This is a genomic window from Paucibacter soli (genome assembly GCF_037482845.1).
Lineage (GTDB): Bacteria > Pseudomonadota > Gammaproteobacteria > Burkholderiales > Burkholderiaceae_C > Paucibacter_B > Paucibacter_B soli.
Window position 1 is genome coordinate 259173 of the sequence record NZ_JBBHJW010000005.1, and the last position, 15189, is coordinate 274361.

General features: G+C 64.5%; 15 protein-coding genes. 13 read left to right on the forward strand and 2 right to left on the reverse strand.

Annotated features, from left to right (window positions below; all coding sequences use genetic code 11):
• The first annotated feature begins 18 nt into the window (after positions 1–18).
• The 10 genes from WG898_RS12790 to WG898_RS12835 all read left to right on the forward strand — a co-directional run bounded on the left by WG898_RS12790 (position 19) and on the right by WG898_RS12835 (position 9309).
• Positions 19–1047 (forward strand): serine/threonine-protein kinase, encoded by a 1029-nt coding sequence (locus WG898_RS12790; RefSeq protein WP_339603181.1) that lies wholly within the window; start codon positions 19–21, stop codon positions 1045–1047.
• Between the two features lie 26 nt (positions 1048–1073).
• Complete coding sequence (locus tag WG898_RS12795; protein ID WP_339603182.1) at positions 1074–1865, forward strand: Stp1/IreP family PP2C-type Ser/Thr phosphatase; 792 nt, start codon at positions 1074–1076, stop codon at positions 1863–1865.
• A 93-nt stretch (positions 1866–1958) separates the two neighbouring features.
• Entirely contained in the window at positions 1959–2615 is a 657-nt protein-coding gene (locus WG898_RS12800) for an FHA domain-containing protein (protein ID WP_285234248.1), read from the forward strand.
• Positions 2616–2916: 301 nt separating this feature from the next.
• Complete coding sequence (locus WG898_RS12805) at positions 2917–3699, forward strand: MBL fold metallo-hydrolase (RefSeq protein ID WP_339603183.1); 783 nt, start codon at positions 2917–2919, stop codon at positions 3697–3699.
• Positions 3700–3902: 203 nt separating this feature from the next.
• Positions 3903–4322 carry a pilin gene (locus tag WG898_RS12810; protein WP_339603184.1) on the forward strand — a complete coding sequence of 140 codons (420 nt, stop codon included), beginning with the start codon at positions 3903–3905 and terminating at the stop codon, positions 4320–4322.
• Between the two features lie 56 nt (positions 4323–4378).
• Positions 4379–4798: a pilin gene (locus tag WG898_RS12815; RefSeq protein ID WP_339603185.1), complete on the forward strand. Its 420-nt coding sequence runs from the start codon at positions 4379–4381 to the stop codon at positions 4796–4798.
• A 66-nt stretch (positions 4799–4864) separates the two neighbouring features.
• Positions 4865–6283 carry an O-antigen ligase family protein gene (locus WG898_RS12820; protein WP_339603186.1) on the forward strand — a complete coding sequence of 473 codons (1419 nt, stop codon included), beginning with the start codon at positions 4865–4867 and terminating at the stop codon, positions 6281–6283.
• A 2-nt stretch (positions 6284–6285) separates the two neighbouring features.
• A complete protein-coding gene (tfpZ, locus tag WG898_RS12825; protein WP_339603187.1) occupies positions 6286–7053 on the forward strand; it encodes a TfpX/TfpZ family type IV pilin accessory protein in 768 nt (255 codons plus the stop codon).
• Between the two features lie 21 nt (positions 7054–7074).
• Positions 7075–7512: a pilin gene (locus WG898_RS12830; protein WP_339603188.1), complete on the forward strand. Its 438-nt coding sequence runs from the start codon at positions 7075–7077 to the stop codon at positions 7510–7512.
• A gap of 42 nt (positions 7513–7554) precedes the next feature.
• Complete coding sequence (locus WG898_RS12835) at positions 7555–9309, forward strand: PglL family O-oligosaccharyltransferase (protein ID WP_339603189.1); 1755 nt, start codon at positions 7555–7557, stop codon at positions 9307–9309.
• Positions 9310–9312: 3 nt separating this feature from the next.
• On the opposite strand, the gene moaC is transcribed toward WG898_RS12835, so the two are convergent.
• A complete protein-coding gene (gene moaC / locus WG898_RS12840; protein ID WP_339603190.1) occupies positions 9313–9804 on the reverse strand; it encodes a cyclic pyranopterin monophosphate synthase MoaC in 492 nt (163 codons plus the stop codon).
• Positions 9805–9900: 96 nt separating this feature from the next.
• On the opposite strand from moaC, the gene WG898_RS12845 reads away from it, so the two are divergent.
• Positions 9901–11493 (forward strand): M48 family metalloprotease, encoded by a 1593-nt coding sequence (locus tag WG898_RS12845; protein ID WP_339603191.1) that lies wholly within the window; start codon positions 9901–9903, stop codon positions 11491–11493.
• On the opposite strand, the gene WG898_RS12850 is transcribed toward WG898_RS12845, so the two are convergent.
• A complete protein-coding gene (locus tag WG898_RS12850; RefSeq protein ID WP_339603192.1) occupies positions 11490–11846 on the reverse strand; it encodes a phage holin family protein in 357 nt (118 codons plus the stop codon). The two genes, WG898_RS12845 and WG898_RS12850, sit on opposite strands and share 4 nt — an antisense overlap.
• A gap of 170 nt (positions 11847–12016) precedes the next feature.
• Between WG898_RS12850 and WG898_RS12855 the strand changes: the two genes are divergently transcribed.
• Positions 12017–12808 carry an energy transducer TonB gene (locus WG898_RS12855; RefSeq protein WP_339603193.1) on the forward strand — a complete coding sequence of 264 codons (792 nt, stop codon included), beginning with the start codon at positions 12017–12019 and terminating at the stop codon, positions 12806–12808.
• A gap of 121 nt (positions 12809–12929) precedes the next feature.
• On the forward strand, positions 12930–15185 hold the full coding sequence (locus WG898_RS12860) for a TonB-dependent receptor (protein ID WP_339603194.1): 2256 nt from the start codon (positions 12930–12932) through the stop codon (positions 15183–15185).
• Positions 15186–15189: the final 4 nt, after the last annotated feature.

Below are 15189 nucleotides of genomic sequence, written 5' to 3' on the forward strand. Positions count from 1 at the left end.
CGCCCGAGCGGAGATGCCATGAACCCGCCCGGATTCTGGAAACGTATTCTTGGCCGAGCCGAGCAGCCGGAATCCGAGCCATCCACCCAGCCCGAGTTGCACCAATCCGTCGGCATCGTGCCGGGCTATCTGCTGGGTGAGGAAATCGGTCGTGGCGCGATGGCCGTGGTGCACAAGGCCACCCAGAGCAAGACCGGCCGCCAGGTGGCTATCAAGCGCTTGGCCCTGCAGCGCGAATTTGCGCCCGAGGACCTGATCGACGTGCGCGAGCGTTTCATGCGCGAGGCGCGCGCGGCAGGCCATCTGCAGCATCCGGACATCCTGCTGATCCTGGACGCCGGCGAGGTGGGTGGCGACACCTGGATCGCGATGGAATATGTGCTCGGGCGCGACCTCAGCCATTACACCCGTCCCGGTCAGTTGCTGCCGGCCCGCGAGGTGCTGCAGCTGGTGATTCGCCTGGCACGCGCACTGGCCTATGCGCACAGCCAGGGCGTGGTGCATCGCGACATCAAGCCGGCCAATGTGATGCTGGACCGGGTCAGCAACAGCATCAAGGTGATGGACTTCGGCATCGCACGCCTGGCCGATGGCAGCCGCACCCGCACCGGCCTGGTGTTGGGTACGCCCTCCTTCATGTCGCCCGAGCAGCTGGCCGGCCTCAAGGTGGATGGCCGCAGCGACCTCTATTCGCTCGGCGTGATGCTCTACCAGCTGCTGACCGGGCAACTGCCGCACCAGAGCGATTCGATGGCGCAGCTGATGTACCAGATCGCCAACCAGCCGGCGCCGGATGTGCGCCACCTGCGCCCCGACCTGCCCGAATCGCTGGCGCTGGTGCTGGCCCTGGCACTGGAGAAGCGCCCCGAGCTGCGTTATGCAAGTGGCGAGCAGTTCGCCGCCGACCTGGAAGCCGTGCTGGCCCAGGGCGGTCTGGATGCCGCCGCGCCCGGCGCAGGCGCAAAGGCGAGCGAGCTGCCGGCCGAAGGCGAGGCGTTCGCGCAAACACTGCGTCTGGATCTGAAAGATCCAGGGCAGAATCCCTGATCAATCCCCAGACCTGCCCAGCCGACATGACCTTGGAGCTCTACTGCGCGACCGACGTGGGCCGCGCGCGCGACAACAACGAAGACTCGGTGGCCCTGGACGAAGGCGTCGGTCTGGCCGTGTTGGCCGATGGCATGGGCGGCTACAACGCGGGCGAGGTGGCCAGCCAGATGCTGACCTCCTTCATCAAGGCCGAGTTGGGGCGCTGGCTCAAGGAGGCCGGTTCGTCCGCTGCGCTGGCCGATGTGCGGCGCGCCATGGACATCTGCGTGGACAACGCCAACCGTGCCATCTTCAACGCCGCCAATACCAATCCGCGCTATGCCGGCATGGGCACCACCCTGGTGCTGGCGGCCTTCCGCGAGAGCCATCTGCTGCTGGGCCATGTGGGCGACTCGCGCGCCTACCGCCTGCGTGCCGGCCAGCTGACGCAGATCACGCGCGACCACTCGCTGCTGCAGGAGCAGCTCGACGCCGGACTGCTGACGCCGGAAGAAGCGGTGTTCTCCAGCAACAAGAACCTCGTGACACGTGCCGTCGGTGTGGAAGACGCGGTGATGCTGGAGCTGCATCAGCACGAGGTGCAGCCCGGCGACGTCTATTTGCTGTGTTCGGACGGTTTGTCCGATATGTTGGACAGCGAATCCATCCAGCAGTTGCTCTTAAGCTACCCTTCGCTGTCCGAAGCGGCCCAGGCACTCATTGATGCAGCCAATGACATGGGTGGCAAGGATAATATTGCGATCGTATTGGCCAGGGCCGAGGGGCGTACCCGTCAGGGTGGCCGGGCCTGGTGGCCATTCGGACGCAAGCAGTAAGCAAGCAAGCAACAAAGCAAACAAAGCCTCGCCCGTGGTGCTGGCGGTACAAGCCGCGGTTCATCGGGCGCAACAACAGACTGAGGTCAAAGCATGGGCAAGCTGGTGGTTTCGCTCGACGGCGTGGTGATCAAGGAGGTCCAGATCACCAAGGACAAGACCACGCTCGGGCGCCGGCCGTACAACGACATCGTGATCGACAATCTGGCGGTCAGCGGTGAGCATGCCGTGCTGCAAATGGTGGGTTCCGATGTTTTCATCGAAGATCTCAACTCCACCAACGGCACCTACATCAACGGCAAGGCGATCAAGAAGCAGCTGCTGGCCAACAACGACATCGTCGAGGTCGGCAAGTACAAGATCAAGTTCCTGATCGAAGACAACGCCGATTACGAGAAGACCATGATTCTCAAGCCCGGGGCGACACCGCCCTCGGGCTTTGGTCTGCCCTCGTCGTTCGGGGGCCTTGCTCCCGCCGCCAGTGCGGCCACGCCCGCTTCCATCAAGGTGCTCAATGGTGCGGCCGCGGGCCGTGAGGTCAGCCTCACCAAGGTCGTGACCACCGTGGGCAAGCCGGGCGTGCAGGTGGCCTCCATCACCAAGCGCCCCAGCGGCTATGTGTTCGCCCATGTCGAAGGCGCTTCGCGTCCGACCGTGAACGGCCTGCCGTTGACGGGCGAATCGGTGGCTTTGAAGAGCGGCGATGTGATCGAGTTGGCCGGCACCCAGATGCAGTTCCTGCAGGGCTGAGTGAGCACCGAAGGCATGCCCCGCGGCATGCCTGACGGCTCACGAAGGCTCGGCCGCCTGCAAGCGGCTGAGCTGAGTGAGCACCGAAGGTATGCTGAGGCCAAAGGCCCAAGCCTGGCCTCAGCGTGCAGCTTTTCACGGCTGCTCGTGTCGCCTGTCCGAGCACCCCAAGGGCTGAGGAAAAACACCAACTTCCTGCCTTGCGGCTTTTGCCCAGGGGCGTAAATTGCGGGGCTGACCACCTTCTCTACCCGCGGGTAGCGTTCCCGGGCCCCTGATGGGCTCGTCTCCAGAGCCCCTCATGAAGATTCGTGTCCTGGGTTGTTCCGGCGCCATCGCCGCCGGTTTCAAGACCACCTCCTTCCTGCTCGATGAGGACGTTCTCATTGATGCGGGCACCGGTGTGTGCGACCTGGATCTGGAGGCGATGGCGCGCATCGACCATATCCTGCTCAGTCATTCGCACCTGGATCATGTGCTGGGCATACCACTGCTGGCCGATGCCGTGATGCGCCTGCGCGCCCAGGCCGGGCGACCGCCCATCCAGGTGCACGCCCTGCCGCAGACGCTCGATGCCTTGCGCCAACATGTGTTCAACGGCGTGATCTGGCCGGATTTCACGCGCCTGCCGGATCGTGAACACCCCATCCTGGAGTTTGTGTCCTTCTCCGTCGGCGAGCGCCTGGAATTCAAGGGGCGCGTCGTCGAGGTCTTGAGCGCTGCGCACACCGTGCCGGCCGTGGGCTTCGCCGTCGATGGCGGCGCAGCCGGCCATTGGGTCTTCACCGGCGACACCGGCCCCAATCCCGCGCTCTGGCAGCGTCTGGCCGGCCTGAAGCTGGCGCATCTCGTCATCGAGACGGCGTTTGGCAACGAGGAATGCGAGCTCGCCGAGCTCAGCCGGCATCTGTGCCCCCGCATGCTGGGCCAGGAACTGGCCAAGCTGGCCGGCAGCGCCGACGTGCACATCACCCATATCAAGCCGGGCGAGATCGCCGCCGTGATGGCCGGCGTCCACGCGCTCACGACCGCGCACCGCATTGCGGCGTTGGAGGCCGGGCGGGTGTTCAGCCTGGGTGACTGACTGACTTACTGACGAAAGCTGTCTGCGACGAGGCGATGTGACCGAATGCGGCGGTCGGAGTGACGAAAATTGTCAGTCCAATCCCGAGGAGCCCAGGCGGGTCGTGATTAGCGTCACGAAAAGACTCGAATCCAAGCTGGCACGACCCCTGCATTCAAGGGGGTGTCTCTACCCCTTAATCCCTTTCTTGTGCGGAGTTGTTTATGAAGCGCATTCAACAAGGTTTTACCCTGATCGAACTGATGATCGTGGTCGCGATTATTGGTATCTTGGCTGCTGTGGCTCTGCCGGCTTATCGTGATTACACGATCAAGGCCAAGGTGTCGGAAGTGATGATGGCTGCTACCTCGCCCAAGGCCTCCATTCAAGAGTGGTATACCGTCAAGGGCACTATTCCCCCGGCGGATCAGATCGTGACTGATAAAATAAAGAGTGCATATGTTGAGAAGGTCGAATATACCGTTGCCGGCGGAAAAGCTGTGATCACTGCTACTTCCCAAGTTCCTGACGCCGGCGGTACGATCGTGTTGACGGGCACGGCAAATAACGAAAGTATCGATTGGGCCTGCACCGGATCCATCGATAAGAAGTATCTGGCGGCTAGCTGCAAGAGTGGCACCTAAGTTTCTTTGGTTCGGTGTTTTGTTCCCTATCTTTGCCTATCAATACGGAGTTTTTTATGAAGCGTGTTCAAAAGGGTTTTACCCTGATCGAGTTGATGATCGTGGTGGCGATCATTGGTATCTTGGCTGCGGTGGCACTGCCGGCTTATCGTGATTACACGATCAAGGCCAAGGTGTCGGAAGTGATGATGGCTGCCACCTCGCCCAAGGCCTCTATTCAAGAGTGGTATACCGTCAAGGGCACTATTCCCCCGGCAGATCAGATCGTGACCGATAAGATAAAGAGTGCATATGTTGAGAAGGTCGAATATACCGTTGCTGGCGGAAAAGCTGTGATCACTGCTACTTCCCAAGTTCCTGACGCCGGCGGTACGATCGTGTTGACGGGCACGGCAAATAACGAAAGTATCGATTGGGCCTGCACCGGGTCCATCAATAAGAAGTATCTGGCGGCTAGCTGCAAGAGTGGCACCTAAGCTTCTTTGATTGGTAGAAAAACGGGGCCTGGCCCCGTTTTGTTCTTTATGTTGGAAAGCTAGGCAATGAGCGTCACTCGATGGGCTTGCGGGCTCTATCTGTTGACCCTGCCGTTCATCTACCAACTGGCCGGCGGCAATGTTTCCGCGCATGATTTTGCGCGCATTGCGCAGTTGCCTTTACTGGCCTTAGCAGTGCTTGAACTGGTGGTGTTCCCAAGACGTGAGACGCCAACATTTTCGTCAAGCACCGGCTGGCTGCTTGTTTGCATGGGGCTGCTGGCTTCGGCGTCGGTGCTGGGCTCCGCCCACCCCTTGGCTGCAATCCGCGAGGTCACGCTCTTGGCGAGCTTGCTGGTCCTGAGCGTCGTGATCGGCCGAGCGCCGCGTCATTGGACCTCACTGAATGATTTTGCCCTGGCGGCCATGTTCAGCTATGCCGCCGTGCTGTTGATGGTCATGGCCGCGATGTTGGCGACGGGGCACGTCGTGCTGATGTGGGACTTGCCATTCGGATTTGACAATCCCCGTTTCTTCAACCATGTGCAGACGGCCGCCATTCCCTTGCTGGCGGGCCTTTCGTTGCATGGTGCATGGTCACAAAGGATTCGGAGCCTGGCCCTTGTAGCCTTGACCGGGCAGCTGTTTCTTTTGCAGACCACGACCGGGCGTGCCACCATGACGGCGTTGGTGGTAGCTGGTACGGTGGTGATGCTGACCTTGGGGCCGCGCTCATTGCCCTGGGTACGGAATATGGTGCTTTGCGCCGCTTTGGCGCTGGTTGCCTATCTGTTGCTGTCCACATACGGGCCCGGCTTGTCCGAGATGGTTGGTTATCAACTTAGTGCGCGTGAACTTGGCAGTGCCCACTCGCGGGACTATCTGTGGAATATTGCTTTTGAGCATATTCGCTCGTTTCCGCTGTTGGGCGTAGGGCCCATGCACTTTGCACACCAGGTCAATGCCAAAGGCGCGCACCCGCACAATGCCTATCTTCAACTGGCTGCTGAATTTGGCGTACCCTTTGCCGTGGCCGTGATCTATCTTGGGTTTCGTTGCTTACGCTTCATGGTCTTGCAGTTGCGTGCCAGCACGGAGCCAGGTCAGCTGGCGATGGGGGTTGGCTTGTTCGCCTCTTGCGTTGCCATAGCGGTGGACGCCCTCTTCTCTGGCAACTTAGTAATGCCAAACTCCCAAATTTGGTGCTTTGCTGTTTTTGGCATGAGTTGGGGTTGGTGCCAAGATGTTGCGCAGGCGAGTGCCCAACAGCCACCTGTGAAACCGGCGATTTTGAAGGGGCAGGGCCTGGGGCACCTGTTCCGCTACGGACTGCTTGCAATGGTTCTTTGGATGAATTTAGCATCCCTGTCCGAATTTGAACTGGAGGTGCCGCGCTTGGTGATTGGCCACAGTGACGTTGGCGATGGCATGGTTCGTGTGAACGCGCAGAGACGCCCAAGATTTTGGTCGGAGGGTTGGTTCTGAAAATGTTGAATCGCTGGCATTCCGTAGGGAGAGCTCAGGCTGCTGGTATCCACTTGGCATGCAGCGTCGTGCTGGCCGCCGCAACTGCCTGGCTGGTTTTCGGGGTCTGGTATCCGTGGCCGTTCAATCTGCTATCAGGCGGAACCGAGCTATTCAAACTGCTCGTTAGCGTGGACGTTGTCCTTGGGCCCTTGCTTACATTGGTCATATTTAACCGTGCCAAGCCACGTGCTGAACTCAGACGCGACCTTTCCGTCATTGTGTTGCTGCAGTTGGCGGCAATGGGCTATGGGCTGTACGCCATGGCCGTGGCTAGACCCGCAGTGATTGCATTGGAGGTTGACCGGTTTCGTGTGGTGTCCGCGCTGTCCGTGGTCGAGACAGAATTGGCGTCGGCGCCAGCAGGCATGGGGGAGTTGTCTTGGACGGGGCCTCGCTTGCTACATACACGGCAGCCAAGCAGTGCTGAAAAAGTGGATGCAGTTCTGATGGCACAAGCGGGGGCCGATCTTGGTATGCGGCCAAGTTTCTGGCTTCCCTGGGACGCCAAGGCGCGCGATTCAGCCAAACAGCATGCCTTGCCCGCGTCGGAATTGGCAAATCGTGGCGGGCGAGAGGCTGCCCTGCTGTTCGATGTGGCTGCGCGAGCCCATCTGCGCGTTGACCAAATGGGCTATGTGCCGATACTAGCTCGGCGCAGTGACTGGGTAGCGCTGCTGAATGCGAGTACGGGCGACTTGGTGGGGTACGCTCCGGTGAACGGATTCTGACCATTCCTTAACGGCGGCAAGATGCTTACACGCACAGACGGATTCACCTTGATCGAGGTCATGATCGCCCTGGCTGTGGTGGTAATTCTGGGCGCGGTGGCACTGCCCAGTTACCAGGACTACCTAACACGCAGCAAGCTCTCCGAAGCCACCGATGCGGTGACCCCCATGCAGTTGGAACTGGGCCAAGCCTGCCTCTCCAAGTACCTGGCAGGTGCCACCAACGCCTCGCTGGGCTTGCGCGCTGCCGGCGACTACGCCACGCCGTCGGCCGTGCAATCGATCTCGGTTGCCGGCGCCGATGCCACCGCGGCCAAGATCATTGTGACGCTGAAGGCCTTTGGTGGCGTGACCGCGGGCAGCACGCTGGTCTATGCAGGCACATGCAGCGCCAGCGGGGTCAGCTGGCAGATTGATGCCAGCAGCACCTTGCCGGCCAAGTACCGACCCAGGGTCTAATGGCGTTTTCCCATTGCGCCCCACGGCGCAGCGCCGGCGCCCATGTCTGACGTAACTAGCTTCCCGCCTCTGCAGCAACACTCCTCTGTCGACCGAGGGCTGGCACTCCTCGCGTGCGCCTTCCCGCTGCTGCTGGCCTACAACCTCACGCCCTCTGCCACACTGTTCAATCAACTGCTGGCGCTGGGTGGCTGGGGCGCCTTGTTGCTGTACCTGAGCCTGCAGGTGCCGTTGGCGAGGGCGCGCATGCCGGCCGCGGCATGGGGCCTGCTGCTGATGCTGCTGGCGGCGCTGAGCTCACCGTTGCTGAACGGCCTGCCCTGGTCGCTCGCGCTGTCCGGTGCGGCCCTGCTGGGCGCGGCCCTGGCGGTGCTGGTGGCCGCGCAGGCACTGGCTCCTGAACAGCGTATGGGCTGGTTTCTGGCCTTCATGTGGGCGCTGTTGTTGGCGGGGCTCGTCAGTGCCCTGATCAGCCTGGTGCAGGTCTTCATGCCGGACTGGGCGGATGGCAATTGGATCGCCCGCTCGGGCATTCCCGGACGCGCGGTGGGCAATATGCGCCAGCCCAACCATCTGGCCAGCTTGCTGATCTGGGCCTGCGTCGCGGCGGTGGCGCTGGCGCAGCCGCTGGGCCAGCGGCGCCGGCCCGCGCTGTCGCCCGCGGTCTTGTCTGCCATCCTGCTGCTGCTGGTGCTGGCCATCGTGCTGAGCGCCTCGCGCACCGGCATGCTGGCGGTGCTGCTGCTGGCCGCGTGGGGTGCGCTGGATCGTCGCCTGACGCGCGCCAGCCGCTTCGCCCTGCTCGCCACGCCCTTGATGCTGGCCCTGCACTGGGCCCTGCTGTCGGCCTGGGCCAGCCTGGGCAGCCACGCCTTTGGCGCCGAGACGCGGCTGGCCGAGGGGGCGGGGTCGCCATCGCGCATGGCCATTCTTCGCAATGCTTGGGCCTTGCTGCAGCAGCAAGCGCTGACCGGCGTGGGCTGGGGCGAGTTCAATCTGGCCTGGACCATGAGCCCCTTTCCCGACCGCCCGGTGGCCTTCTTTGACCATTGCCACAACCTGCCGATGCAATTGCTGGTGGAACTGGGTTGGCCGCTCGGGCTGGCGGTGCTGGGCCTGCTGATTTGCTCGTGCTGGGTGGCCTGGCGCGAGTCCTGCCGCGCCGGCGCGCAGGAAGAAGAAGCGCTGATGCGGCGCTGCGCCTTCATGGTGGTGGCGATGATAGGCCTGCACAGCCTGCTGGAGTATCCGCTCTGGTATAGCTATTTCCTGCTGCCCACCGCGTTTGCGCTTGGCTTTTGCCTGGCGCCACAAATGCGCGTCCCGACGGCGCCGACCGCCACAAGGGTGTCGCTTGCCGTGGCGGGAGGCGTGTTGCTGCTCGGCAGCTTGTGGGCCGTGTACGACTATCTGCAGGTGGTGGCGGTGTACGCGCCGCCCGCGCAGGCGGAAGCGCTGGAGCAGCGCATTGCGCGCGCGCAGCGCAGCGTATTCTTCTCGGCCCAGGCCGATTACGCGGCAGCCACCAGTTCGCCACCCAGTGAAGCGGCGCTTGCGGCCACCCGGCGCACCGCGCACAACCTCATCGATGTACGCCTCATGATGGCCTGGGCCAAATCCCTGCATGCCGTGGGCGAGACAGACCAGGCACGCCATGTGGCGCAGCGGCTCAGGGAGTTCCGCAGTGCGCAGGGTGCGGAATGGCTGGAAGTCTGCGATCAGCCGCCGATGGCAGGCGAGCGGCCATTTCAATGCACGCCACCGCAACGCGCCTACGACTGGCGCGAACTGCGCTGAGACTTACGCAGCCTTCCAATCCCCCGACTTCCCGCCCTGCTTCTCCAGCACCCGCACGCCGTCGATCACCATGCCGCGGTCGGCGGCCTTGCACATGTCGTAGATGGTCAAGAGGCCGATCTGCACGGCGGTCAGCGCTTCCATTTCAACGCCGGTGCGGCCCAGCGTCTCCACCTGCGCGCTGCAGTGCACGGCATGCCGAGCGGCGTCGATCTCGAACTCCACTGCCACGCGCGTGATCGGCAGCGGGTGGCACAACGGGATCAGGTCGGCGGTGCGCTTGGCTGCCTGGATCGCGGCGATGCGCGCCACGCCCAGCACATCGCCCTTCTTGGCACTGCCCGCGGTGATCAGTTCCAGCGTGGCCGGCAGCATGCGTATCAGGCCGGTGGCGCGTGCAACGCGGTGCGTCACGTCCTTGGCGCCGACATCGACCATATGGGCCTGGCCTTGGGCATCGAAGTGGGTCAGCGGTGATGAGGAGAGGGAGCTCATGGCGCGCAGCAATAAAGCGGAAACCTGTGGCCGCTCATCATAGTTGTGGCAGAGTCACTCGGACGCTGCCGCCCTTGCTCCAGGAGACTTCCGACCGTGCCCCGATTTTTGCGTGCCTTGCATTCGCCGCCGCCGCGCCGCCTCATCGCGCTGGTGGCCGCGCTGGTGGTGTCGTCCGGCCTGAACACCCCGGCCATCGGCCAGGTGAATCTGCCGGCCCTGGGCGATTCGGTGTCGGCGGACGTGGATGTCGGTGCGGAGCGCAAGCTGGGCGATCAGGTGATGCGGCAGATCCGGCCCGATCCTGATTTCCTCGACGATCCCCTGCTGCAGGAATATCTGGAGGCAACCTGGGCGCCACTGGTGGCATCGGCCAAGCAGCTTGGCAATATCGGCGAAGACACGGTGGACCGCTTTGCCTGGGAAACCTTTCTGGTGCGCGATCGCAGCGTGAATGCGTTCGCGCTGCCGGGCGGCTTCGTCGGCGTGCACCTGGGCCTGATTGCGATGACGGGCGCGCGCGACGAGCTGGCCTCGGTGCTGGCGCATGAACTTTCGCATGTGACGCAGCGCCATATCGCGCGCCGCATCGTGGGGGATTCGCGCACCAGCCTGCTGGCCACCGCCGGCATGCTGCTGGGGGTGCTGGCCGCGGCCAAGTCGGGCAATGTGGCCGCCGCGAATGCGGCCATCGTCGGCGGTCAGGCCGCCGCTGCGCAATTGCAGCTGAACTTCTCGCGCGATATGGAGCGCGAGGCCGATCGGGTCGGCTTCCAGGTCATGACCAAGGCCGGCTTCCGGCCTGCGGGCATGGCCAGCATGTTCGAGCGCATGGAGCAGGCCTACCACCTGATGGACTCTGGCAGCTACCCCTATCTGCGCTCGCACCCGCTGACCAGCGAGCGCATCGGCGAGGCGCGTGCGCGCCTGGGCACGGGCGAGGTGCAAGGCCTGCCCAATGTGGCTGAGCATGCCTTGCTGGCGGCGCGTGCGCGCGTGCTGATGGACGCGCGTGCCGAGGCCTGGGCGCAGCTGCAGGCGCTGGACGCTGGGGCGCGCCAGGGCCAGGGTTTCGAACAGCTGGCGGCGCGCTATGCAAGTGCGCTGGCCTCGATCAAGATGCGCGACTGGGCGCGCGCCGAGAGCGCGATCAAGACCGCCGATGTGCTGCTGGACATGCTGGGCCCCGATGTACGCGCGCGCCGCTTGCTGGCTTATCTGCGCGCCGAGCTCGAAGCCGCGCGCAGCCAGCCGGTGGCCGGCCTGGCCGCGCTGGCCCCCCTGGCCGGCGAGCGTTCGCGGCCGATGCTGCTGATGCGTGCGCAACTCGCGCTGGTCGATACCCGTGAGGCGCAGTTGCGCGAGAGCAGCGAGGCACTGCAGACCCATGTCAGCCTGCATGCGCAGGATGCCGGCGCCTGGGGCAGCCTGGGCCTGCTGTGGGGCAAGCTGGGTCAGCCGCTGCGCGCCGTGCGCGCGCAGGCCGAGGCCCAGGCCGCGATGGGCGATCTCAATGGTGCGATCGACCGCATGCGCTCGGGCCTGCGCCAGTCGCGTGGCCGCGAAGCCGATCAGTTCGAGGCCGCGGTGATCGATGCGCGCCTGCGCGCGCTGCTCTACGAGCGCCGCCAGCTGCTGGCCGATATGTATCCGCGCGGTGTGCCGCCGGGCGCGGAACTGCCGAATTAGTCTGCGTTGACGAACAGGCGCTCGATCACCACATCGATCAGCATGCCGCACAGGCTGTAGATCAGTGAGCCGATCAGCGCGGCGCCGAAACCCGTCACCGCAAAGCCGTCCAGCAAGGAGGCGGCGGCCCAGAACATCAGCGCATTGATGACGAACAGGAACAGGCCCAGGCTGAGTACCGTCACGGGCAGGGTTAGCAGCACCAGCAGCGGACGCAGCAAGGTGTTGAGCAGGCCCAGCACCAGCGCCGCAATCATCGCCGAGGCGAAGCTCGTCACCTGCACGCCGGGGTAGAGGTGCGCCACCAGCAGCAGGGCGCCGGAGAGCAGCAGCCAACGCGTCAATGTTTTCATGCGGGCAAGCATACAGGCAGGGCCTGGCGTGGATGAGGGGCGCTGCCTCAGGGCTTTGCCCTAGGCGAGATTGGCTGAAGTTTGAAGAAAAGCAAATGCGAACGATTCGCATTTGGTGTAGCATGCGCATCTGGCAGCCAGACTGGCTGCGCCCGCAAGCCGCCACAACCATGCCTCAAGCCGCTCTCGCGCCCTACGGACCGATGTCGCTGCAGCCAGATCTGCAGCGTGTTGTTGCGCGTGCGCCAGCGCGTACCGCAGCGGCTGGCTTGCCGGCGCTGCCGATGTTGACGCCGCTGCGCTACGAGCCGCAGACCGGGCGCGGCACGCGCCTCGCCGGCGTGGCGGTGCTGGCCCTGCATCTGCTGGGCCTCTGGGCCCTCATGCATATCGCGCCGATGCGCGAGGCGGTGCACAAGCTGGCGCCGCTGGTGGTCAGCATCGTCAGCGCGCCCCAGCGCACCGAGCCGTCCAAGCCCCTTCCTCTGCCGCCGCCACCGCAGGCGCGCCTGCAGCAGTTGGAGCCGGCCTCGCTGATTCCGGTGTTCCAGGTGAACGCGGCCGTGGCGCCCAGCGCTGCTGCAACGCAGGCCGCGCAGCCCATGCTCGCCGCAACGCCGCAGTCCAGCGAGCCCGTCACTGCGGTGGCGATGCCGCCGCCGCAACCGCCCGCGCCCAAGCAGATCGCCGCCAGCGCGGTGCGCTACCTGGTGGCGCCGCCGGTCGAGGTGCCGATGCTGTCGCGGCGCGCCGGCGAGAGCGGCGTGGTGCTGCTGCGCGTGCTGGTCGACACCCAGGGCCTGCCCAAGCAGATCCTTCTGCACAAATCCTCGGGCTTTGCGCGCCTCGATGAGCAGGCGCTGGCGGCGATGCGGCAGGCGCGCTTCAAGCCCCAGACCGAGAACGGCCAGCCGATCGAATGGTTCGTGATCGCGCCGCTGTCCTACGAGCTGGAGCGCTGAGGTCTTTCGGCAAGACCTGACCCCTTCCCCTCTTCACACAATTCAATCCCGCTAGCCATGCCGGCGGCGCCTCTGCGGCCGCCTGGGCAAAGCCATGCCCCAACGCCAGGAGCTTTTCCTCATGACCTCATCCCGCAAGAACAACGCCGGCGCCAAGCTGCTGCCCCTTGGTGCCCTGGCGGCCGGTTTCGGCCTGGCCGGCTCGGCCTGGGCCCAGCAACTGCCGCCCGCCAGCGACGAGGCGGTGGACAACGTGCTGCCGGTGGTGCGCGCCAAGGCGGCCGCCGAGAAGCAGGGCAAGGACGCCTACCAGGCCACCGAATCCCGGATCGGCAAGGGCAAGCAGGAACTGCGCGACATTCCCCAGTCCGTCACCGTGGTGACCGAGAAGCTGATGGACGACCGCAATCTCGACAACCTCAAGGATGTGCTGAAGAACACCGCCGGCATCACCTTCCAGGCGGCCGAGGGCGGCGAAGAGGACATCAAGCTGCGCGGCTTCTCGCTGCAGGCCAGCGGCGACGTCTTCATCGACGGGCTGCGCGACCCCGCCTTCTACGAGCGCGACACCTTCTTCCAGGACCGCGTGGAGCTGCTACGCGGCTCGGCCTCGCTGCTGTTCGGACGTGGCTCCACCGGCGGTGCGGTGAATCAGGTCAGCAAGGAGGCACGCCTGATCGATGCCAACGAGATCAGCGCCAGCCTGGGCAGCGACAGCGCGGTGCGCGCCGTGGGTGACTTCAACGCGCGCCTGGGTGAATCCTCGGCGGCCCGCGTGGGCCTGATGTTCCAGCGCGCCGACGACGATGGCGCCGGCAACAGCATCAACAAGCAGGGCCTGGCGGCCAACCTCCGCCTGGGCATCGGCGAGCGCGACGAGTTCGCCTTCAGCGCCTACTACCTGGACAACACCAACGGCATGAACTACGGCATGCCCTGGATACGCCCCGCGCCCACCGCGCCGGTGTCCAGCACCACGCTGCTGCCGATCGCCGCCAACTCCTATTACGGCATGGCCAGCGACGTCAACAAGGGCACCGCCGCCTGGGGTGTGCTCAAGCACACGCACCGCTTCAACCAGCAGACCGAGCTGGTGACCACGCTGCGCCGCGCCGACTACACGCGCGACCAGCGTGCCGGCACGGTGCGCTTTGCGGCGGCCGCGCTTCAGCCTGATGGCAAGCCGGTCTCGCTGGAGACCTTCGGCCCCAGGACGGTGCTGACGCGCGGACTGCAGCCCAAGATCCAGGACATGCAGACGCTGAGCCTGCAGAGCGATCTGAGCAGCAAGTTCAAGTGGCTGAACCTGGACCACAGCGTGCAGGCCGGTGTCGATGCATCGGAGGAGAACAAGCAGGTCTACGCCGTGCGCAGCGCGGCCCAGGGCGGCGTGAACCTGATCAAGCCCAACACCACGGTGGGCGCGCCCAGGGACGGCGCCTGGGTCGATGAATCCCTGCGCGTGCTGCGCACCAACAATGAATACAGCTCGCGGGCCTATGGCGCTTATGCCCAGGACCTGCTGGCGCTGAGCCGCCAGTGGAAGCTGCTGGCAGGGTTGCGCTACGACAAGGTGCGCGGCGACTACGACACCTTCAGCATTCCCAACGCGGCGGCGGGCCCGGAAACCAAGGCCAGCTATCGCATGAACATCAGCCAGTGGAGTCAGCGCGCCGCCGTGCTGTTCCAGCCTAACGAGCTGATGTCATTCCACCTCGGCGGTGCCACCTCCTTCAATACCTCGGGCGATACCTACTCGCTGAGCGCGCAGAACCAGGACATCCCGCCCGAGAAGGCCATCAATATCGAGCTGGGTGCCAAGATCGACTCGGCCGACGGCAAGCTGAGCCAGCGCTTTGCGATCTTCCGCAGCACCAAGCTGCACGAGCGCAATACCGATCCGCTCACGAGCCTGGTGACGCTCTCTGGCAAGCGCCATGCGGCGGGCTTCGAGTACGACGTGATGGGCCTGATCGCCGCGAACTGGGAGGTGTTCGCCTCCTACACCTTCATCCCTAGCGCCAGGATCGACATCAGCTCGGCCGGCAGCGGCGAGGTGCAGGGCGACCGCCCCTCGCTGACGCCGCGCCACTCGGGCACCCTGTTCACCACCTACAAGCTCACGCCGCAGCTGCGCGTGGGCGGCGGACTGACCGGGCGCAGCGGCTACCAGCCCAACCGCAACCCCGGCTTCTACGTGCCCAAGTTCGTGACCCTGGGCTTGCTGGCCGAGTACGAGTTGCTCAAGGACAAGCTGACGCTGCGCGCCAACGTCAACAATGTCGGCAACAAGCTCTACGCCGAGACGGTCTACACCGGCCATTACGTGCCCGGCAAGGGCCGCACCTTTGCGCTCACCGGCAGCTACAAGTTCTGATCGG